The 20494-nt window shown below is 57.7% G+C and carries 19 protein-coding genes; 9 read left to right on the top strand and 10 right to left on the bottom strand.

What is annotated here, in order from left to right; genetic code table 11:
* Positions 1 to 48: 48 nt before the first annotated feature.
* On the bottom strand, positions 49 to 1026 hold the full coding sequence (locus CVU60_01390; GenBank protein PKN43698.1) for a C4-dicarboxylate ABC transporter substrate-binding protein: 978 nt from the start codon (positions 1024 to 1026) through the stop codon (positions 49 to 51).
* A 118-nt stretch (positions 1027 to 1144) separates the two neighbouring features.
* Entirely contained in the window at positions 1145 to 1918 is a 774-nt protein-coding gene (locus CVU60_01385; protein ID PKN43697.1) for a hypothetical protein, read from the bottom strand.
* A gap of 723 nt (positions 1919 to 2641) precedes the next feature.
* Here CVU60_01385 and CVU60_01380 point away from each other — a divergent pair.
* The 3 genes from CVU60_01380 (at position 2642) to CVU60_01370 (ending at position 7225) form a co-directional block, all read left to right on the top strand.
* Positions 2642 to 5005 carry a hypothetical protein gene (locus tag CVU60_01380; protein PKN43696.1) on the top strand — a complete coding sequence of 788 codons (2364 nt, stop codon included), beginning with the start codon at positions 2642 to 2644 and terminating at the stop codon, positions 5003 to 5005.
* Between the two features lie 3 nt (positions 5006 to 5008).
* Positions 5009 to 5383 carry a two-component system response regulator gene (locus CVU60_01375; GenBank protein PKN43695.1) on the top strand — a complete coding sequence of 125 codons (375 nt, stop codon included), beginning with the start codon at positions 5009 to 5011 and terminating at the stop codon, positions 5381 to 5383.
* 612 nt (positions 5384 to 5995) lie between these two features.
* Positions 5996 to 7225, top strand: coding sequence for a hypothetical protein (locus CVU60_01370; protein ID PKN43733.1), 1230 nt, complete (start codon positions 5996 to 5998; stop codon positions 7223 to 7225).
* 224 nt (positions 7226 to 7449) lie between these two features.
* On the opposite strand, the gene CVU60_01365 is transcribed toward CVU60_01370, so the two are convergent.
* The 8 genes from CVU60_01365 to CVU60_01330 form a co-directional block, all read right to left on the bottom strand.
* Positions 7450 to 7890 carry a hypothetical protein gene (locus tag CVU60_01365; GenBank protein ID PKN43694.1) on the bottom strand — a complete coding sequence of 147 codons (441 nt, stop codon included), beginning with the start codon at positions 7888 to 7890 and terminating at the stop codon, positions 7450 to 7452.
* Positions 7891 to 8113: 223 nt separating this feature from the next.
* Positions 8114 to 8407, bottom strand: coding sequence for a hypothetical protein (locus CVU60_01360; GenBank protein PKN43693.1), 294 nt, complete (start codon positions 8405 to 8407; stop codon positions 8114 to 8116).
* A gap of 115 nt (positions 8408 to 8522) precedes the next feature.
* Positions 8523 to 9044, bottom strand: coding sequence for a hypothetical protein (locus tag CVU60_01355; protein PKN43692.1), 522 nt, complete (start codon positions 9042 to 9044; stop codon positions 8523 to 8525).
* 461 nt (positions 9045 to 9505) lie between these two features.
* Positions 9506 to 10111, bottom strand: coding sequence for an ABC transporter ATP-binding protein (locus CVU60_01350; GenBank protein PKN43691.1), 606 nt, complete (start codon positions 10109 to 10111; stop codon positions 9506 to 9508).
* Positions 10104 to 11024 (bottom strand): peptide ABC transporter ATP-binding protein, encoded by a 921-nt coding sequence (locus tag CVU60_01345; protein ID PKN43690.1) that lies wholly within the window; start codon positions 11022 to 11024, stop codon positions 10104 to 10106. The genes CVU60_01350 and CVU60_01345 overlap by 8 nt, the downstream gene beginning before the upstream one ends.
* A gap of 2 nt (positions 11025 to 11026) precedes the next feature.
* Positions 11027 to 11890 carry an ABC transporter permease gene (locus tag CVU60_01340; GenBank protein ID PKN43689.1) on the bottom strand — a complete coding sequence of 288 codons (864 nt, stop codon included), beginning with the start codon at positions 11888 to 11890 and terminating at the stop codon, positions 11027 to 11029.
* A complete protein-coding gene (locus CVU60_01335; protein PKN43688.1) occupies positions 11887 to 12870 on the bottom strand; it encodes an ABC transporter permease in 984 nt (327 codons plus the stop codon). Before CVU60_01335 ends, CVU60_01340 begins: the two co-directional genes overlap by 4 nt.
* Before the next feature lie 99 nt (positions 12871 to 12969).
* A complete protein-coding gene (locus CVU60_01330; GenBank protein PKN43687.1) occupies positions 12970 to 14562 on the bottom strand; it encodes a nickel ABC transporter substrate-binding protein in 1593 nt (530 codons plus the stop codon).
* A 315-nt stretch (positions 14563 to 14877) separates the two neighbouring features.
* On the opposite strand from CVU60_01330, the gene CVU60_01325 reads away from it, so the two are divergent.
* The 6 genes from CVU60_01325 to CVU60_01300 all read left to right on the top strand — a co-directional run bounded on the left by CVU60_01325 (position 14878) and on the right by CVU60_01300 (position 20323).
* Positions 14878 to 15270 (top strand): hypothetical protein, encoded by a 393-nt coding sequence (locus CVU60_01325; protein ID PKN43686.1) that lies wholly within the window; start codon positions 14878 to 14880, stop codon positions 15268 to 15270.
* A gap of 194 nt (positions 15271 to 15464) precedes the next feature.
* Complete coding sequence (locus CVU60_01320) at positions 15465 to 16097, top strand: hypothetical protein (protein PKN43685.1); 633 nt, start codon at positions 15465 to 15467, stop codon at positions 16095 to 16097.
* Between the two features lie 108 nt (positions 16098 to 16205).
* Positions 16206 to 17516: an amidase gene (locus CVU60_01315; protein PKN43684.1), complete on the top strand. Its 1311-nt coding sequence runs from the start codon at positions 16206 to 16208 to the stop codon at positions 17514 to 17516.
* Positions 17517 to 17683: 167 nt separating this feature from the next.
* Positions 17684 to 18763, top strand: a complete 1080-nt coding sequence (locus CVU60_01310; GenBank protein ID PKN43732.1) for an alanine racemase — start codon at positions 17684 to 17686, stop codon at positions 18761 to 18763.
* A 71-nt stretch (positions 18764 to 18834) separates the two neighbouring features.
* A complete protein-coding gene (locus CVU60_01305; GenBank protein ID PKN43683.1) occupies positions 18835 to 19794 on the top strand; it encodes an ornithine cyclodeaminase in 960 nt (319 codons plus the stop codon).
* A gap of 82 nt (positions 19795 to 19876) precedes the next feature.
* Positions 19877 to 20323 carry a cytidine deaminase gene (locus tag CVU60_01300; protein ID PKN43682.1) on the top strand — a complete coding sequence of 149 codons (447 nt, stop codon included), beginning with the start codon at positions 19877 to 19879 and terminating at the stop codon, positions 20321 to 20323.
* Positions 20324 to 20494 lie beyond the last annotated feature (171 nt).

Raw genomic sequence — 20494 nt, 5'->3', positions numbered from 1 at the left:
GGTGCATCCAAAACCCGGGCGCAGGTTCTCTCCGCCCGGGCTAGCTGTTTATTTGTGCAGCATGTCGAGGAAATGGGCCCCGCCTTCCACATTCTTGCGGAACCAGTCGTAGACCGGTTTCAGGGCTTCCTGGAACGCGGCGGTCTGGCTGGGAGTAAGGGTGCTCACTTCGACACCGGCCTTGATGATGGTGTCGAGGAAGCCCTGGTCGCGCTTCTCGATGAGATCAAGTTCGTATTTGGAGGACTTTGCGGCTGCCTCGGTCAGGAGAGTCTGGTAATTGTCGGGCAGTGCGTCGAAAAAGGACTTGTTGACCACCACCCCGTAGGCGAGGAACGCGTGGTTTGACAGGGTCATGTGTTTCTGGACCTCGTAGAGTTTCATGGTCGTAATGCCGACAAGCGGATTTTCCTGTCCATCTACCACGCCCTGCTGCAGGGCATTGTAGAGTTCGTGGAAATCGATGGATACGGGGCTCGCACCCAGGGCGAGAAATTGTTCCCGGATCACAGGCGAGGGCATCACGCGGATTTTTTTGCCTTTGAAGTCGGCGGGGGCGTGAATCGGAAAATTGCCAGTGAACTGCTTGAAGCCCATGCCCCAGTACGTCAAGCCGTGCAGGTTGTTAGATTCCAGGGTCTTGAACAGTTCCCTGCCGAGATCTGCAAACAGGACATCATAGAGTTCCTGTTTCGTCGGGAAGAGAAAGGGAAGGTCGAGCAACTGGAAGGCGGGTGCCACCACCTGGATTCGGGCCGTCGGGACGGCGATCATCTCCACCGCTCCCGCCCGGGCCATTTCGACCATCTGGACGCCTGTTCCAAGCAGTTGGTTCGGGTAAACGGTCACTTCGATGTCCCCTTCGGAACCTTCCTCGATCAGCTTTTTGAGATAGAGCGCCGCATCCTGATGCGGGCTCTGCTCGGTCTGGTCGTGGCCGAAACGCATCTTCCACGTTGCGGCCGGGGCAGGAGTTGAAGCGGACACTATCAATACGAGAGCCAGCAAGGTAAGAACAATGCGCATGAAAACCTCCACATGACAGGGGTTATGGTGTTGGATTTAGAAAATGATGGGGCCGGAAAATGTGCACCTAAAAATCCAATTCAAAGTATGGGAGCACCGTGAGGGATGACATCGGACTTCATCCGCGTATGAAATAGGCTTTTCCTTCAGGCACGGAGAACTCCACTTCGGCTTCCTCGCAGCGCCGCAAGATGGCTTGCTTCCGAGCGGATGTCTCGACAGCGGGAATGGTTCTGATCAGCCCGTCCAGCAATATGCCCAGCTTATCGCCTGGCAGGCCTATTCCCATTTCCTGATCGGACCAGCGCGCGACATGCCTTGTGTTCGCGCACAGCATCGACAGGTGGAGTTTGCCGGTGGTCAGTGGTCTGGCCACGCATTCGGAACAGATTCCCCTGTTGCCGGCGATCGCGAGATCTTCGAGAAGCCCGTGATGATACGCCCACGCCTGGACCAGTCGCATGGCCTGGTAGGCGTCGACCACGATGACGATACTTTGTGGTAGGGACGTGCAGGACGAGAGCGGAAGGACCGCAATGCCGGAACAGGAGGTAGCGAGTCGGGCCATGGATGTCTGGACCTTGCCTGCCAGCTCGCGATGCGCATAGAGTCCGAAGCCGAAAAGCCGTTCTCCGGAAATTGAATCCGCTCCGGGTTCCACAAAACGAAAAACTTCACTGGCCCCGCGACAGCGAAAGTTACTGCTCAGCGCCTTGCGGCCGTGTCCTATAGATGCGAGACGCACCATTGAACAGAATGTGTGCTTTCTCTTGAATTGCGGAATAGGATAGACTTCAAATTCTTCTGCAGTGCAAAAAAAATTAACAGCAACGATTTCACGTTGAAGTCCAAGAATGCATGATGTCAGCGCAAACTGTTGCTGCAATGTCATGAGTGGTTGCTTCTCAAATTTTTTGAATTTAGAAATGAATTATCAAAAATTATATATCTATAAAATAATTAATTAAAAAGCGTTATGGTTACGAATAGTATGGCAAAATAATTAAAATGAATATTTAAGGTAATGAAAATATTGATTAAAATACATGTGTCTGGCGTAAAGTCAAATTTGATTTGTAAATGAATTAAGCAAGAATCTATTTGTTATGTTGATATTGGAGCCGGAATCGATGAATTGGACGTAGCTTTGAAGAAGATCGGTAAGCCATTAGTTCGAGTTTCACGACCGCACCCTCCAACGGTCAGTGATCCAGAGACGTTTTTGAACCACGAGAATTCTGATCTTGTTGAATCGCACTCGTCTGGAGACTCTCACCCTCACTTCCATGACGAATTGCGCAGTTTTCTTTGTCGTGGCTCGTTTGTTCTCCGGGTCGGAGATCCCGTTGATGATTTCGGCGTAGATGACGCGCTGAACGCTGGTCAGACTCCATCCGAGTTGTTCAACGATCTAGCGGAAAGACATTTGGAGCTTGCAGCTTCAAGGTGCTCGCTGATACAGTCGCACGGATGTCCAGCCTCCATAGGTATCTCGGTAGTTGTTTCCTCATGAGCTTTTTCGAAAGAAAGATGCTATCTGAGAGAAAATTGATTGCTTTGACTTTGCCATGTCTTTACGTGTTGTGAGATGATATATAAATAAACTCGGATTGAGATGGATGTAATCGGTATGATAGTTATGCGGCATTTTTCAAATAGAGGGCGGCACGCATTGATTTTTGCTTCGGCCGTCCTCGCCTGCGCGATTTTCATGCTTTCGCCAATCGCGACGGCCTCCAGCCAGGGAGAGAGTGCCGATCAACCTAAACGAGTACTGATTCTCAATTCCTATCATCCCGGTATGCCGCTTTCTGATGAGGAAATTCGAGGCATTAGAACGACCTTGCCGCCTGATACGGCAATCTTCATTGAATATATGGATACGAAGCGTTTGCGAGATGCGGGCTACCTTTCGCTTTTAAGGGAAGTGTACGCCATGAAATACGTTGGCAAACAATTCGATACCATCTTTTCACTGGATGATGATGCCCTTCTGTTTCTGCTTGAGCATGGACAGAGCATTTTTGCGGATATTCCGGTGGTGTTCTGCGGCGTCAACGGCCTGAGACCGGGCATGCTTGACCAGGCTCCATTGTTCACCGGAGTCGTCGAAACCATGCATGTGGAGAGAACCCTGGAAACAGGTCTGAAGCTGTATCCGCAGGCCGAACGGATTCTGGTGGTTACGGACAGAAGCACCACGGGCGCGGCCAATCGTGCCATATTGGAAGAAATGGCCCAATCCGGCCGAATCGACAGGCCATTCGTGTTTCTGGACGAGGGGCAAGGACTTGATCTGGCTGAACTGATAGAAAAACTCCGTAATTCTCCCCGCCCGAGTCTCGTCTATCATTCCGATTTTTTTCAGGATAAACATGGGCATGCCTTGAATCCCGAAACCGTCATGCCTCTTGTTGCGGAGAACGCGCCTGGGCCGGTATTGGTGCATGGAGGGATGTATCTTGGTCTTGGAGCCTTGGGGGGCTGGGTCAATAGCGGTTTTTATCAGGGTGCAACCGCCGCCGGGCTTGCTTTGCGCATCTGGACTGGAAGGAATCCCGCTTCCATCCCGGTGGTTCGCGAAGAAGTCACTTCAGTTACCATTGATTATCCGGTGATGAAACGCTGGGGCATAGATCCGACCGCCGTCGAAATTTCCGAGCAAGTCAATGTAATCAACCAGCCGGAATCACGGTGGCATGGTTACGGATATTATCTCCTTGCAGCCTTGGCCTTCATCATTCTGGAGGGACTGCTCATCCTGTGGCTGCTGCACCTTTTGCGACAACAGCGAATTTTGCGCAGCCAAACCATTCAGAGCGAGGCCAGATTCCGCGGACTTTTCGATCTGACTCCGATCCCGCTTTGCTATACTTTGGATGATGGTCGATTTGTCGCCGTAAACCAGGCATTCACCAAGATTCTGGGGTATACAGTGGACGACCTTCCATCCTTGGATGACTGGTGGCTGAAAGCTTATCCCGATCCTCAGTACAGAAAGTCGGTCATGGAATCTTGGCAGCGCAGCAAAATCACTGATTTTAAGTACATTCCTGATGCGTACGAACGTCGCGTGACAGCCAAAGATGGCGTAGAGCACACCATGCTCATCTATTACAATTTTCTTGATCATTACAGCATTGCCAGTATGGTTGACATAACAGAACATAAAAAAATGCAGGAGATGATGGTTCAGACTGAGAAAATGATTTCCGTTGGAGGCATTTCTGCCGGCATCGCTCATGAGATAAATAATCCTCTTGGTATCATCTTGCAGGCTGTACAAACATTGGCTCAGCGCATGCGTCCGGATTTTTCAAAGAACCAGGAGGTTGCCAAGCGTATAGGCCTTGATCTGGAAGTGATGGAGCAGTATTCTCAAACGCGCAAACTCCACCTGTTTGTCGCCGACATCGAATCAGCGGCGCTACGCGCTGCAAGCATCATCCGGCACATGCTCGACTTCAGTCGTCTGAGCCAGTCTCATCGCTTGAGTTGCAGTCTGCCTGAAATCATCGACAAGGCGCTCGCGTTGGCATCCAATGATTTCGACCTGAAGAAGAGTTTCGACTTCAAGAAAATAGCGATCGTAAAGCATTACATCGAACCTCTCCCAAATATTGAGTGCACGGAAACCGATATCGAGCAGGTAGTTCTCAATCTGCTGCGCAACTCCGCACAAGCATTGGATGCAGGCTGCGAGGAACCGCGCATAGAAATCCGTCTGTTCTGTCAGGGAGACTGGGTACGAATGGAGATTGAGGACAACGGGCCTGGTATTTCTGCGGATATTCAGCGTCGCATTTTTGAGCCTTTCTTTACCACCAAGGCCCCAGGTATCGGCACAGGTCTGGGATTATCCGTTTCCTATTTCATCATTACCAATGGACATGGAGGAAAGATGAGCGTTAAATCAACTCCTGGAAACGGAACAGTATTTGTCATAGAGTTACCTGTGCGCAGTAATTCAGTGGGATAGGAAATGAGTAATTTTAATAGGGTGCTCATTGTTGATGATGAAGCACAGATACGTTCAAGTTTCATTGCATATTGTGAGGATTACGATGAGTTTGAAATTCTTGTTGCGGCTTCTGCGGAGGAGGGCCTGAGTATTCTTGAACGCGATGGGGCGGATTTGTGCATTGTGGATATGCGATTGCCGGGCATGCACGGTGGTGATTTCATCAGGGCCGCGTCTGGCCGGTGTCGGCGTTTTTTGATTCACACCGGTTCCGTGGACACTGAACTTTCCGCTGAACTGGAATCTCTGGGTATGAGCAGCAGGGATGTACTTTTGAAGCCATGCAGCATGTCTCGCATGATTGAACGGATTCGACATCATTTAGCTTTGCCATGAGAACGTGCATGTTGCATGATTCAACACATGATTCTTTTGTGCCGAATCAAAAAACAATCAGAGAAGGCGATTATATTTCAATTCGCTTTGATTAAAATGTATTAAGAAGCTTGATTGAATATTTCAACTTTTTGTCAACCTTGCTCCAAAGGAGTTGTCATGTTGAATAAATTTCGCATACGTGGACGTCTGTTCGTCATCCTAGGCCTCAATGTCGTTTTGATCGGGATCATGGGGCTGGTGGCTTTTTTTATGGCCACGTCCATCAACGGCAACTTGTCTCTGGTGCTCAGACGCGATCTGCCGGGAACCGCGGTCCTGCTCGAAGCGGATCGCGACCTGCATCAGATGCTCTTGGCCGAGCGGGGCTTGCTGTTGAGTGCCCCCGGAAGCACCGAGTATGAAAACAATATGAAATCATACAAGGAAAATATGGAGCAGGCGGACAGCCGTCTGAAAAAGTTCATCGAGGTCAGCTTTTCCTCGGAGAAGAAGGGCCTGGTTGATCAGTACGTCAGAGACAGGGCGGCTTGGGAAGATGTGTCAAAAAAGATTCTCGCGCTGCGTGCCGAGTCCTCCGGGGGCGATAGTCCGGAAGCCGTCGATCTGGCCATGACGGAAGGCGCGGAAAAATTCGACATCATGCGCGAGCACATCAACAAGCTGACCGAAATTGTCGAGAATGACGCAAAGGATGCCGGTCTGGAAGCGGTGGACGCCTTTGATCGGCTCAAGCTCATTCTGTCGATCATCACATTCGGCAGCATTCTCGTAGGTGGGGCGCTGACCCTGGTCATCTCGAACGGTATAACAGGGCCTCTGGGCCGCATGATCGCCATGCTGCGCGACATTGCCGAGGGGGAAGGCGATCTTACCAAAAGGGTCACGGATCAGTCCGGCACGGAAACCCAGGATCTGGCCGAGTGGTTCAATCTGTTCGTGGACAGAGTGCACAAAATCATCAAGGACGTCGCCAACAATTCAAGTCAGGTCCGCATTGCCTCGCATACGCTGCTGGAACTTGCAGGCAATCTGAGCAGTTCTTCCAATGTCATGACCGGAACTTCCAATACTGTCGCGGCCTCGGCGGAGGAAATGAGCGCGAACATGAACAGCGTCGCCGCGTCCATGGAGCAATTTACCGTGAACATGGGAACTGTGGCTTCAAGCTCCGAAGAGATGAGCGCGACCATTACGGAAATTTCGGTCAGCACCGGCAAGGCCAAGGACATAACCGGACAGGCTGTTGCTGCGGCCGGGAAAGCCTCCGTGCAGGTCAATGAGCTCGGTACGGCAGCGCAGGATATCGGCAAGGTTACCGAGGCTATCTCGGCCATCTCCTCCCAGACCAACCTGCTGGCCCTGAATGCGACCATCGAGGCGGCCAGGGCTGGAGACGCGGGGCGCGGTTTTGCCGTAGTCGCCAACGAGATCAAGGAATTGGCCCAGCAGACCGCCCGTGCCACCGAGGAGATCCGGGGCAAAATCCAGGGCATCCAGCAGACCACGGGGCTGACAGTGCAGGAAATCGGGCAGATCAGCAGCGTGATCAACGACGTGGACTCAATCGTGGGCAGCATTGCGGCGGCGGTGGAAGAGCAGTCCGTTACGACCCGCGACATCGCCGACAATGTCGGACAGGCCTCTGTAGGCGTTCAGCAGGTCAACGAGAACGTCGCGCAGGCTGATTCGGTGCTGCGAACCATCGCCAGGGATGTGACGTCGGTCAATGCCACTTCGGGCGAATTGGCCGAAACCGCCCGGTCAATGCATGGGAATTCGCAATCTTTGGCCCGCCTGGCTGAGAGTCTCGATGAAATGGTGAGTAAATTCAAGATTTAGGCTGCGCTGCCCCCTCCGCGCAACGGAATGCTCGCGAGGGGGCAATACTCCAAACAAAAACCTTCAGCTGTTTGAGGTACAACGAAATTTACCTGGCGCATGCTAAGGTACAGTTCGTCGACGTTCACATAAATGCTGGATGCAATGTTTAAGGTTTATAATATTGATGAGTTATCTATCAGTTTGAGATCGTCTTTATTCGCGTTGTTTTAGTACCGTACTGCTTAGCTGTTTTGAATCCTTGCAGCGCCGGGTCTGGATACTCTGTTTGACACCCGCCGTATGAGCCAACGCGTCGGGAAAAACAGAGTCGGGCCGACCAGAGCCCAGGCGCTGATCCAACCGAGGATTGCGTGGAGAAGCGGGATGCCGAGAACGCTGAATGAGCCGATTGGATCCGTAAACACGATTTTTATGATGTCGGGAACTGTTGTCTCGAAATGTTCGACGCCAAGGATCGTTTCTCCAAGACGCAGAAAAGGAATCATGAGGGCGTATTGAAAGGGGGTGAACACCAACGAGACGCCACTCGTGATTGCCTTGTTGCACTTGAACGACCACGAGAGAACAAGAGCCATGATCGGGTTGGTGCCAATCTGCGGCCAGGTGGAAGATACCAGGCCAACGATGACCGCCAGGGCCACAAGTTCCGGCGAAACACCCATCCTCAATTCCCGCAAAACAGGTTCTCGTACCCTGTTTCGCCAGAGACGTACGGGCCAAATGGGGCGTTTTACTTGAGAATTCAGCGTGATACCCTCACTTCGGCGACGGTGATGCCGAACTTCTTGAGATATGAACGATTATGATTACGCCATCCCTCATGGCCTACATCCGGTCTTTAAAGGCCAAGCCGAAACTGCTGTCACCAATTATTATATCCATCCCTTAAGCCAAATATACAGAATTTCCATATGCCCGGCCATTGGCAGTGCCAATTATATCTTTGGCTGTGCCTTCGTAATGCAGGTCGTCAATTTTGGTGATTTTCCATATTCTTTTTTCTTGTTTTCCGGTGTCGTAATAGGTGAAAAGTTCATCCAGCACCCCGTTTTTTTCATTCCATTGGCCATCAATCCTGGCATCAAAGCGATTCACAATATTGCCGCTACGATCCTGAACTATTCCCCACAATTTGACAGGGCCATTAAAAAATTCCTCCAAACGCAGGGTGGGCTGCATATTTGTGTATTTATCTCCTTTGATGCCACAAGAACAAAGGAGTACAAGGACGCTGAAAAGGATGATTTTAAGTTTCACGCTGTTCAATATTCCTTTTTTATGCGGCTTATTTCAACTACAGACCCAATAGACTTCTTCGTAACTCTGGTTTTTGGGTCTTTTCATTCAACCAGATCCCGAAAAACCAATCGGCAAAAGCGGGGTCTGATATGACTCCTGAAATTTTACCATTGTTATAGAAAACTGTCTGCCCTTTTTTGCTTCGTATTCCGATAAGTGTGGTGTTCTCGTCAACATCAGGGAATATCATCAGCATTCGTCGATACCATTCATCAAGGGTGGATTCATCGGAAAATCCGAGATCCCGGATAGCTTCCGCAGAGGTCTTGGCAATCTGATCGCCTTTGAGTTTTCGGAGGTATGATATGGAGAGTGCGTAGGGTTCGGATTGGCGCCATTTTGCTTCAGGCGCATACAGCGTGGCATCGTAGACATTCCAGAAGATGTAGGTGAGCCTGCCTGATCCGACGGCCTGAGCTTGCGGAACATATTTTGAAATAGTGCTTGTGTCTGCTTGAACACTGGAAGCAAGCAGAAGGAAAAAAGCAAGTATTGAACCAATGATTTTTCTGTGCATGGTATATTGCCTGAATCCTTTGATTTGCGATTTTTCAATCAAAATAATATCAGATGAAACTCGAGATATGTCTCTTCTTCAAATGAAATCGTGAAATCGAGCCCGGATTGCTGGACATCCAAAAGCAAGTCCGTAGTTGCAAACCTCGCTGATAAATTGGTGGTGTCTTGGGCGCAGGTAAGATCGTGCCTCTCAAGAAATTGATAATGAGACACAATTCTATCAAGTCAATTGAGAATCAACAATATCGCAATTGCGCAGGGCGCATCTGGTTTTGACTGGGGAGTTTGCCGGTCTGGTCGGGGAGATTCTGGAAGTCTCGTTTTTGCAGCTACGCCTGGATTTGCCCTCAGGGTTGATTGAAGGGGAAGGCTGAGGTCCATAACATGGAGATGCCAATGCCTGCAAGCATGCGAGGCTTCGACCGTTCTCGGACGGATTATTTCCCAGGGGCTGAAGAATCACGCGGCAGTGGTAAAGAAATCGTCCTGGCGGGAACACAGGCGTATCAGCAGGCTCGTGTTGTGGCTGATGACGTATACGCCCAGGCCACGAGTACGGACCTGGTCCGAGATGACTTTCCATATCTGCGCCTGAGTGATGGCGTCGAGCATGGAGGTCATTTCGTCGGCCACGAGATAGCGAGTGCGTGGGTCGAGGGCTCGGGCCACACAGATGCGCTGGAGTTCGCCTCCGCTCAGTTCATGAGGATAACGTTCCAGCCACTGGGGGCGGATGCACAGTGCGTCCAGCAGGGCCGGGTCGGGTTTCCAGGCCTCTTCCATGATTTGGAGTGCGGTGAACCGCGGGTTCACTGCCAGTTCCGGGTGCTGGAAGAGAAGCTGGACCGGATGATAACCGGATTTGGGCTCCTTGCCATCCACGTGGATATAGCCTGTTGAACTGGGCAGGTAGCCGCAGAGCACGCGGGCAAGGGTTGATTTGCCCCGGCCGCTTGGTCCTGACAGGCCGATTATCTCTCCCGGGGCGATGCTCATGGACAGGTTGCGAAAGATCCACGGCGCCCTGGCCTTGTACCGGAAGGAAAGATCACGGGCCTCAAGCATGGTGGCACCTGACCCGGCCGCCGTTCATCTTTCGCCATGCGGGTATCGTCTCGCCGCACAAGGCGCCGGCCATGGTGCAGTCAGCGGCATAGACGCAGCCCTGGGCGGAGGCCGCAGTCTTGTATGATCTCGTTGGTGCATCCATGAAATCGTTATGGGGTAATGCCTGCCACAACGCCCGCGTATAGGGGTGGCGCAGGTGGCTGATGTCTGCGAAATCGGCGGTCTCGGCAATTTCCACGACCATGCCGCCAAGGAATACCGCGACCTGGTCCGCCACGTTCAGCGAGGCCTCGATGTCGTGGGTGATGAGCAGTACCGCCGTGCCGCTGTCGGCCAGTTCGCGCAGATGGCGCAGGGATTCGAGCGCCGATGCCTGATCAAGGCCCGTGGTCGGTTCGTCGGCAATGACCAGACTTGCGTTGCCGGTGGTGGCGGTGGCTGTAAGGACACGGCGCGACATTCCCCCGGATATTTGATGCGGATAAAGAGACTGGGTTTTCAGTCCCAATCCGTAGCGGTCAAAGGCTGCATCGCGGACCTTGGCCGCCTCTTTTGGCCCAAGACCGCTTAGTGTGGTAGCGCGCAATACCTGTGCCCCCACGCGTCTGAGCGGATTCAGATAGGACACGGACTGAGGAATCAGGGCGATTTCCCGGCCGCGCAGGATTTGCACGTTCTTCTGGTCGAGGACACGGCCCTTGAAGGTGATGGAACCACCCACACGGGAATTGTTCGGGAGCAGCCCAAGGATGGCATGGGCCAGAAGGCTTTTCCCGGAACCGCTCTCGCCGACCACGGCCAGGATTCGTCCTGCCTCCACGTTCAGGTCCAGCGAGCGGATGGCCGCCGGTGCACCGGTTGCCTGGCCGTAGCGGGCAAAGTCGACAGAAAGGTTGGATACGCAGAGCATGCTCACTCCTGGCGGGTTTTCGGGTTGAGAAGGGCGCGGGCCGTGGAAGCCAGGGTATCAAAGGTCAGGACCATCATCACCAGGCTTGCTCCCGGGATCACGGCCAGCCACCAGTAACCGGTGGAGATTTGGCGCATGGATTCGGCCAGCAGCATGCCGATATTGGGGATGTGCGGGGACACGCCAAACCCGAGGAAGGTCAGGCCGGCGGCGTGCAGGATGGCGTGGGGGGCAAGCAGCATGAATCCGATCATGCATTGGGGCACAAGATGGGGCAGCATGTGCCTCCGGATGATCCAGGATTTGGAGCGGCCCAATCTGGCGGAAAGGTGGATGTAGGGGGCGCTTTTGAGCTGCATGACTTCCGCCCTGATTATCCGGGCCAGTTGCGGCCAGTGGGACAGGGCCACTGCCAGGATGACACCTTTGGTGCCTCCGCCGAGGACAAAGGAAATGAGTATGAGGAGAACCAGGTGCGGCGTGGACATGACGACATTGATCAGGCCGCAGATGAGTTGGTCAACGTGACCGCCGCGCAGTCCGGCGATGCTGCCCAGAACCAGGGAGATGACTCCGCTGCAGGCTGCGGCCAGGAACCCCAGCTTCAGACCTTCGTATAGCCCGAGGATGGTGCGGGTCAGCATGTCCCGGCCCAGCCAGTCCGTGCCAAATGGAAAAGAGAGGCTGGGCGGCATGTTGCGAAGCTTCAGGTTGGTGGTCAGCCCGCTTGTACCCATGATCTGGGCGGCGGCAATCAGGGCGGAGAAAATCAGGATGCAGGCGAGCATGAGACGCAGCCTTTTGCCGCGCTTGGTCGGAGCCCCCAGATCGCCGAACGTGCCGATGATTTTTTCGAAGCGATTCATGACTCCACCTTCGAGGCGATGCGGGGGTCCACCAGCCAGTAGAGGATATCGGCCACGAGATTGCCGGTACAGACAAAGACAGTGCTGAAGATGACGATGCCGAGCAAAAGCGGGATATCGCCGCGGAGTCCGGCCTGGACCGTGGCTTGGCCCAGACCTGGGTAGGAAAAGACCTGTTCGGCCAGAATTGAACCGCCAAAAAGTTCGCCAAGGGACGCGAACTGGAGGGTGATGGCCGGCAGGGCTACGCCACGCAGGGCATGGTGGCGCATGAAGCCCCAGTTTCGTTCCCCCATGGCCCGGGCGAACAGCGCGTACTCGCTGTGCCTGATCTCGATCATTTTTTCACGGGTGTGCATGGCGATCTGGGCCACGCCGACAATGCACAGGGTCAAGGCGGGGAGGGTCACATGATGCAGGCGCTGGAGCAGGGAGGCCTCGTTCATGGGTACGCCCGGCGGTGCCGCGCAGCATATGGGCGCCCAGCCCAGCCCCACCGCAAACACGACCAGGAGCATAAGCCCAATCCAAAAGGTCGGCGTCGAGGCCAGGGTCAGGGCGTAGATGCGGATGCACCGGTCCATTGGAGAGCCCGGATACATGCCGGCAATGATGCCCAATCCAAATCCGATGACGCCGGACAGTGCCCAGGCGGCGGCCATGAGCCACAACGATGCCGCGAATCGCTTGGCGATGACGTCCACGACCGGCTCATTGTATATTATCGACAGGCCGAAATCTCCCCGGATCAGGTTGGAGGCCCAGGTTGCCAGACGCTCCGGTGCAGGCCGGTCCAGACCCCAGTTGCGCGCGATCTGTTCACGGTGTTCGGGGCTGATGGTCATGATGCGCGAGCCCATGTAGGCGTCTACGGGGTCGATGGGCGAGTGTGAAACCAATGCAAAGGACAGCACGGCCACTGCCGCGATAATGAGCGCTATCCGGGAAAGGCTCAGGAGCAGATGTCTGATGAAGCGCATGGAGTTGTCCTGGATGCTGAAACTTGGATGTCCGGGAAATGATTCCCCTGGGGTGCTTGCCCGGCGAATCCGATATGGATTGCCGGGCAAGGGGCATGGTTACTCGCAGGTCCATTTCCACTGGTGGATGTTGGCCGTGATCGGCCAGCCATGACCATGCGGCTCCATCTGGGATTTGCCCAAGTCCAGGCACTGGCTGACAAAGTAGGTGTGATCGAGGTTGACCATCCAGGCCCAGGCTGCATCGCCGGGAATGCCGAAACCTGTTGTCCCGTCCCACTGGGCCTTTTGCCAGAAGGGCAGGGATGCCTTGAAGTCAGGAGCGGTCATGGCCTGCTCGAAATGACTGTCGACGACCGGGTTCGAATAGAATCCGGCGTTCCAGTACATGGGCTCTTCACCGGGAGTGCGGTAGAGTTTGAGCATCTCCTGTGGACTGTGGTCACCAAAACCGTAGACAACCACGTTGGAGTGGGTCAGCTGCTTCTTGATATCGTCCCAGCTGCGTCCGGAGACGTGAGCCTTGATGCCCACGGGCAGCAACATGTCGGCAACGGCCAGCGCCAGGCTCTGTCGCAGGCTGTCCTTGGCGTTGTAGACAATGGTGAATTCGGCCTTCAGGCCATCCTTTTCAACGATCCCGTCTCCGTCGGAATCTTTCCATCCGCCCTCGGCCAGAATGGCTTTGGCCTTCACCGGATCATTGTCCTTGATGCGAATTGCGCTGTTGTCCCAGGGCAAGTTGTCGGCCACTCCATATGCGGGGGATCCGAAGCCTTCCAGAATGCCATCGACCAGGGCTTGGCGGTCCAAGGCGTAGTTGACGGCCTTGCGTATGGCGAGGTCGGAGGTGACGTCGTCGCCGATGGGCAGACCTGCCGGAGTGGTCTTGCCCTCGTTCTTGCCCATGGGGAACATGAGCCCACGGTTGTCGACGCTCCTGACCACATGGAGCTTCATTCCATCTATGGTCTGTTTGGCCAGGGACGAGGGCACACCGACCACGTCGACCTTGCCGGCCTTGGCCGCGGCGAAGCTGGCATCTTCTTCGGTGAAGAGAAATACCAGTCGCTTGATCGGTGGGACGCCACCATAATAGTGTTCGTTTGCTTCAACGATGAGTTGCTGGCCCTCATCCCACTGAACAAACTTATATGGACCGGAGCCTACAGGACGGCGTGCATAGTCCGGACCGTAGAGATGCCTGGGCACGATGCCGAGGGTAACGAGATGGTCGATGAAAGTGATGTCCGGCTTCACCAGGGTGAAAACCACGGTGGCGTCATCCTTGGCCGCTACTGATGCCATGCCGGTCAAATCGATCTGGCCGGCCGCACTGGCCGTGGTTTCAAAGGTGAAGGCCACATCCTGGGCGGTCAGGGGCGCGCCGTCGGAGAACTTGACATCTTTGCGCAGAACGACGGTCCAGGCCAGACGGTCTGCACTGAGCTGCCATGATGTAGCCAAGTCCCCCACGATGTTGAGATCGGCGTCACGACGGAGCAGTGTGCTCTGGAACAGGGGATTGCCGTATGCCCCCCACCCGCGGGTGGGATCGTAGCCCTCGGCATTCTCTCCACCCACGGCCAGAACAAGGGTGTCCTTGGCCAGGCAGGGAGTGGCCAACAATGACAGGACAAGCCCCAGGAAACACAGAGACAGGACGAGGCGACAATACGGTTTGGGCGACATGAATACTCCGTTGTTGGTGTTACTGTTTTTTTAAAAGTATTCGCTTGTGAGTTATTAATCAAGTATTCATGTCTTAAATTCTGCCGTTTTACGAAGTCCGTATTCTGGCGCGAATCAATGTTTCGGCGATTCCCCGGCGCAAACCCACCGCCTGCCGGTCCGAAGGGAGGAAGCGGTTGTGGGTATCCACAGTTTTGCCACTACCGACACTTTTGTTGCGGGAATATATGGCTTGTGGTTGCATTGCTCCGCCATTGATCATTTCCTGATATCAGTTAGATATTCTAGTTGTTTGAAATAATGAGTTTTTCTTGCATGGTAGTGCTCTTTGTCAGGATTGGCACGATTCCGGAAAAGGCATCCCTGGTCGCGCATGACATCAATCATCATGAATCACAGGGAGGACATATGGCTAAACGACCACTTGGGCTGGTCAAGGACTTGCTCGCCGTTATGGGGCTGGGATTTACGTATGCTTACGAGGATCTGGTCTTTGTCGAACACAACGCCTTTTTGCTGCAGTTCGCGGACACGGATGAAGCCGTGGGGCTGCATGTCAATGCGGACTGCCCGGATGATCAGTTGGCGGGACTTGTGGCCGAAGTGGTTCGTGCCGGAGCGGCCGTGGGGCTGACGGTGACCATGAGAGGTCGTTATGAAATGCGGGTCAATGACCAGGACGAAACGTTTTCCGTGCATTTTTGCTGAGACAATCCAAGATCCCGGCGCCAGACGGCGATTCTTTGCGCTCGGAGCGTGCGGAGGCACTGCGCCGCAAGGGCTGTTTAGGCTGCGCCTCAACTTGTGTCTTTCGGGGATGCGAACTATGTTCTCAGGCTTCCCGGCCTGTGGCCCGCTGCGTGCCGCCGTGACCGGGCCATCCTTTTTTGTGCAGGGCCGACATGGGATATTTTCTGACACTAGGAGCTGTTCTGGGGCTGTCCGCGGGTTTCGCTCCGGGCCCGCTGCTCACGCTGGTCATCTCGGAAACGCTCCGGCATGACATCAGGTCCGGGATCAAAGTCGCCCTCGCCCCCGTCGTCACCGACGTTCCGATCATTCTCCTGACGCTTTTCGTCCTTTCGAAGCTGTCGGCCTTTCACGGCATCTTGGGAATCGTCTCCATCGCCGGAGGCGTTTTCATCCTGTCCATGGGGTATGAAAGCGTGCGCACCAAGGGGTTTGACCTCCAGGCCCGGAAGGTAGACAGGGGGGCGCTTCGCAAGGGCATCCTGGCCAACATGCTCAGCCCGCACCCGTACCTTTTCTGGTTCAGCGTCGGGGCGCCAATGATGACCAAGGCCCTGGGCGCGGGTTTTCTGGCCCCGGCGGCCTTCGTCGCGGGTTTCTACGCCTGCCTCATCGGGGCGAAGATCGCGCTGGCCGTCGCCGTCGGTTCGTCCCGGTCCTTCTTCAGGGGATCGGTCTACGTCTGGACCATGCGCCTGCTGGGCGCCGTGCTGATCGTCCTGGCGCTGCTGCTTTTCCGCGATGGGCTGGCGCTGCTGGGATTCGTCGGCGGCGCGGCGACCTGAGCTCCCGGTCCGGGCCCCGCCACGGCCCGTTTTCCCATTTTTTTTTTCAGCGCCTGAAAACTGACCGCGCCCCAGGCCTTCATGGAATGCTGCGCACGGAGGAAAATCATGCCCCAGACCGTCCACATCAATGCGTCCCCGCTACTCGATGCATACAGGACCGCATCCCGGGAATCGCTGCGTCGTCTTGTCCAGCGCCATCTCGAGCGTGTACGGTCCCTCGACCCCGAACTGCACATCCTGGCCCGGCCCGTGGACGAGCGGGATGTCGACCGGCAGATCGACGCCCTGTTCGACAGGTTCCCCGACCCGGCCCGGCGGCCGCCCCTGTTCGGCGTGCCAGTGGGCTTCAAGGACATCATCCGCATCGCCGGTCTGCCCATGGGGTGCGGCTCCCTGCTCCCGCCCGTCCTGTTCGAGGGGGAGGAGGCGGCGTGCGTGCGCATGATGCGCGATGCCGGGGCCATCGTCTTCGCGCAGACGGCCACCACGGAGTTCGCCTATTTCGCGCCCCCCGCGACGAAGAATCCGCACAACCCCGCGCACACCCCAGGCGGGTCCAGCAGCGGTTCGGCTGCCGGGGTGGCCGCAGGTTTCTTCCCGCTGGCCCTGGGGACCCAGACGGTGGGTTCCGTCATCCGGCCCGCCTCTTTTTGCGGGGTGACGGGCATGAAGCCGTCGCTTGGGAAGATCCCCACCGCCGGCATGATGTATTATTCCCGCAGCGTGGACCAGGTTGGCTTCTTCTGCCAGCGGGTTGCGGACATCCGGCCCGTCATGGAGGCCTTCGACCCCGACTGGACGACCTTCGACCCGCCGCAGAGGCTGCGGGCCGGCGTGCCGGCCGGGAAGTATCTCGACCAGGTTCCGGCGGCCACCATGGAATGGTTCCGGAAGGTCGTCGCCGTCCTCGAGGCGGGCGGGGTGGAGGTGGTTCAGGTCGAATGCCTTGAAAACATCGGGGAGATCGCGGACAGGCACGGCGACCTTGCCGCAGCGGAGTTCGCTTTGGAACATGCGCGCTGGTTCAGGGATTACGGGCATCTTTACCGGCCGGTCACGGCGGAGCTCATTGCCAGGGGCCAGGCAGTCCCCGCGGTCCGGATCGACGAGGGGAGGGCGTCCTGCGCAAAGCTTCGCTCCGAGCTGACCGCGCTCATGCAGCGGCACGGGCTTGACGTGTGGGTCTGCCCATCGGCTCCGGGCGAGGCCCCGGCCGGCCGCTCCGGCACGGGGAACCCGGCCATGAACCTGCCGTGGACCCACGCCGGCCTGCCCGTGATCTCCCTGCCGGCCGGAAAAGGTCCGGCGGGTCTTCCGATGGGGCTGCAGTGCGTCGGGCGCTTTGACCGGGATGATCGGCTCGCGGCTGACGCAGGGCTCCTTGAACACCTGCTTTGCGGCCTCGCCGGGAACTGAAATTTGAATTTGCCCGGGCTGGTGATACGGTTCCGGGACGCTTCGCAAGGAGAGTTATCAGCATGAATGAACGTCACGAGCCTCTCGGACCAATGTGCGCACCGCAGGGCCTGCCGTGCTCCCTCGACGCCCTGGACACGCCCTGTCTGCTCCTGGACGAGGCGCGCATGGACCGCAACATCGCCCGCCTGCGGACCCGTCTGAGAGCGGCCGGGGTGGTCTTGCGGCCCCATCTCAAGACCGCCAAGTCGTGGGAGGTCTCCCGGCGGCTCATGGCTTCCGTGCACGGCCCGGCCACCGTCTCGACGCTGCGCGAGGCCGAGGACCTGGCGGACCGGGGGGTGACGGACATCACCTACGCCGTCGGCATCGCGCCGCACAAGCTGCCACGGGTGCAGGCCCTGCGCCGGCGCGGGGTGGACCTGACCGTCCTGCTGGACAGCGTGGAGCAGGCCCGCGCCGTTGCGGCGGTGTCCGACCCGGCGGATCCCGTCCCGGCGCTCATCGAGCTGGACTGCGACGGCCATCGTTCGGGCGTGAATCCCGGCGACTCGGCGCGGCTCACGGCCATTGCCCGCGCCTTGGCGCCCTCGGCCCGGCTGCGCGGGGTGCTGGTCCATGCCGGCGAGAGCTACGAGGCGCGCGGCGAAAAAGCCCTGGCCGCAGCGGCCGAAGGGGAGCGCGCCGCGGCCGTCACGGCGGCCGCGATCCTGCGGGAGGCCGGCTTCCCCTGCCCCGTGGTCAGCGTGGGTTCGACCCCTACGGCCTTTTCCGCCCGGAGCTACGCGGGGGTGACGGAGGTCCGGGCCGGGGTCTTCGTCTTTTTCGACCTGGTGCAGGCGGGCATCGGCATCTGCACCACGGACGAGATCGCCGTCTCGGTCCTGGCCACGGTCATCGGACACCAGCACGACAAGGGCTGGGCCATCATCGACGCCGGCTGGACGGCCCTGTCCTGCGACCGGGGCACGGCGGGACAGGCCGTGGACCAGGGCTACGGCCTGGTCTGCGACGTGCATGGCCGCCCCTTTGCGGATCTCGTGGTCACGGGCGTCAATCAGGAGCACGGCATCGTGGCTCCGCGACCGGGCAGCGCGGCGGGCCTGCCCAGCCTCCCGGTCGGGACCAGGTTGCGTATCCTGCCCAGCCACGCCTGCGCCATGGTCACGCAGCATGACCGGTATCATGTCATCGGCGCGGGCGGGGACACGGTTACGGCCGTGTGGCCGCGGCTCATGGGGTGGTAGGCGGGGGACGGCCGCGGGCTGGCCCGGACGGAGGCGGAATCGGCTGTAATTTTAAGATGTTGAGGTGAGCCATGAAGTTTGTCAGTGAGGAGGTGGCGGCCCGGGTCGTGACCATGGGCGAGGCCATCGAGGCCGTGGAGGCCATGTTCAGGGAATACGGGTGCGGCCTGGCCAAGGTTTTTCCGGTGGCCCAGGGTCACGGGCCCGACGAGGGGACCTCCTTCAGCATCAAGAGCGGCCTCATCGGGGCCAGCCGCAAGGTGGGGCTCAAGGTCGGCAGCTACTGGCCGGGGAACCGTGCGCGCGGCCTGGCCGCCCACGCCTCCACGACCCTGCTGCTGAATCCGGACACGGGCTACCCCGAGGCCCTCGTGGGCGCCTCGCACCTGACCTGCCTGCGCACCGCGGCCTCGGACGCCGTGGCCGTGCGCCATCTCTCCCGCCTGGACAGCCGCGTCCTGGCCCTGTTCGGGGCGGGTCACCAGGCCTGGTTCGAGCTGCAGGCCGTGCGTGAGGTGCGCCCCATCGACACGGTCTTCGTGGTCAACCGCTCCCCGGAGGCTGCGGATGCGTTCGCGCGGCGCATCCGCGAGGAACTGGGGGTCGACGCCGCGTGCGTGAGCGCCCAGTCGGCGCTGGCCGCCGCCGACATCGTCGTCACCATCACCGCCTCGCGCGGCCCGCTCTTCGAGGCGTCATGGGTGCGGCCCGGCACGCACGTCTCGGCCATGGGCGCGGACCAGCCGGGCAAGCAGGAGTTGGACACGGCCCTGGTGGCCGGCGCGTCGCTCTTCGCCGACGTGGTGCAGCAGTCTCTGGCCATCGGCGAATACGAGGCGGCCTGCAAGGCCGGGCTGGTGGACGCCGCCCGCATCACGCCCATCGGGGCGGTGCTGAACGGGGCGCCGGGGAGGACCTCCGCCGATCAGATCACCATTTACGACAGTTCGGGCATGGCCCTGCAGGATATCGCCGTCTGTTCCCTGGCCCTGCGCAAGGCCGGTGAGCTCGGGCTGGTGCTGACCGTCTGATGCTGGCAAGGATGGGGGGAACGGCGGGCGGCAACAGCCCGGCGCAACGCTGGCGCGCTGGACGCGCACAAGGAGGTCCCGGATGAAGCCGAACGATCCAGGAAAAGGTCTCGACGCGGTTCTACGCGCCAAATTGCTCGCCGAGGCCGCATCGGCGGCGCAGCAGGCCTATGCGCCGTACTCGAAGTTCCGCGTCGGCGCCGCCGTGTTGGGCGGGAGGGGCGCGATATACAGGGGCGCAAACATCGAGAACGCCAGCCTCGGCCTCGGCCTCGGCACGTGCGCCGAGCGCGTGGCCCTGGCCTCGGCGTATGCCGCCGGGGAGAGGGACATCATCGCCGTCGCCGTCGCCTGCGTCGATACGCCCCAGGGCGCGCCTCTCGAACAGCGCATGCCGTGCGGGGCCTGCAGGCAGTGGATTCAAGAACTTGCGCCGCACGCGGCGATCATCGTCCCGGGCGCGGAGCGTTCCTTCTCGTTGCAGGAGCTGATGCCGCTGGCGTTTTCCCTGGAATCCGGGCAACGGTGATGGCGCTGCGGGCTGCCGGGTTGATACCTTTCAGCCCTCTGGCCTTGGCTCGGCGATTACGGGTGAGGACGGCATTGCTGCGACAAGACGGCATGCACTGCGGCTGACCGTCCTGGTCAGGCCCCCCCCCGCGAAAAGTTCCGGTCGAAAACAAGATAACCAAGGAAGTTT

This window comes from Deltaproteobacteria bacterium HGW-Deltaproteobacteria-18, assembly GCA_002841885.1.
GTDB lineage: Bacteria > Desulfobacterota > Desulfovibrionia > Desulfovibrionales > Desulfomicrobiaceae > Desulfomicrobium.
Note: the sequence above shows the minus strand (reverse complement) of the source record. Positions and strands in the feature narration are given on the sequence as shown.

Bases quoted from the DNA above. Each gene is read 5' to 3' on its own strand.
- CVU60_01340 (PKN43689.1), bottom strand. From the start codon at position 11,890: ATGAATCGCTTCGAAAAAATCATCGGCACGTTCGGCGATCTGGGGGCT.
- CVU60_01315 (PKN43684.1), top strand. From the start codon at position 16,206: ATGCCCCAGACCGTCCACATCAATGCGTCCCCGCTACTCGATGCATAC.
- CVU60_01300 (PKN43682.1), top strand. From the start codon at position 19,877: ATGAAGCCGAACGATCCAGGAAAAGGTCTCGACGCGGTTCTACGCGCC.
- CVU60_01370 (PKN43733.1), top strand. From the start codon at position 5,996: ATGACGGAAGGCGCGGAAAAATTCGACATCATGCGCGAGCACATCAAC.
- CVU60_01365 (PKN43694.1), bottom strand. From the start codon at position 7,890: ATGGGTGTTTCGCCGGAACTTGTGGCCCTGGCGGTCATCGTTGGCCTG.
- CVU60_01350 (PKN43691.1), bottom strand. From the start codon at position 10,111: ATGCTTGAGGCCCGTGATCTTTCCTTCCGGTACAAGGCCAGGGCGCCG.
- CVU60_01325 (PKN43686.1), top strand. From the start codon at position 14,878: ATGGTAGTGCTCTTTGTCAGGATTGGCACGATTCCGGAAAAGGCATCC.
- CVU60_01345 (PKN43690.1), bottom strand. From the start codon at position 11,024: ATGCTCTGCGTATCCAACCTTTCTGTCGACTTTGCCCGCTACGGCCAG.
- CVU60_01355 (PKN43692.1), bottom strand. From the start codon at position 9,044: ATGCACAGAAAAATCATTGGTTCAATACTTGCTTTTTTCCTTCTGCTT.
- CVU60_01335 (PKN43688.1), bottom strand. From the start codon at position 12,870: ATGCGCTTCATCAGACATCTGCTCCTGAGCCTTTCCCGGATAGCGCTC.
- CVU60_01375 (PKN43695.1), top strand. From the start codon at position 5,009: ATGAGTAATTTTAATAGGGTGCTCATTGTTGATGATGAAGCACAGATA.
- CVU60_01305 (PKN43683.1), top strand. From the start codon at position 18,835: ATGAAGTTTGTCAGTGAGGAGGTGGCGGCCCGGGTCGTGACCATGGGC.
- CVU60_01360 (PKN43693.1), bottom strand. From the start codon at position 8,407: ATGCAGCCCACCCTGCGTTTGGAGGAATTTTTTAATGGCCCTGTCAAA.
- CVU60_01310 (PKN43732.1), top strand. From the start codon at position 17,684: ATGGACCGCAACATCGCCCGCCTGCGGACCCGTCTGAGAGCGGCCGGG.
- CVU60_01320 (PKN43685.1), top strand. From the start codon at position 15,465: ATGGGATATTTTCTGACACTAGGAGCTGTTCTGGGGCTGTCCGCGGGT.
- CVU60_01380 (PKN43696.1), top strand. From the start codon at position 2,642: ATGGATGTAATCGGTATGATAGTTATGCGGCATTTTTCAAATAGAGGG.
- CVU60_01385 (PKN43697.1), bottom strand. From the start codon at position 1,918: ATGACATTGCAGCAACAGTTTGCGCTGACATCATGCATTCTTGGACTT.
- CVU60_01330 (PKN43687.1), bottom strand. From the start codon at position 14,562: ATGTCGCCCAAACCGTATTGTCGCCTCGTCCTGTCTCTGTGTTTCCTG.
- CVU60_01390 (PKN43698.1), bottom strand. From the start codon at position 1,026: ATGCGCATTGTTCTTACCTTGCTGGCTCTCGTATTGATAGTGTCCGCT.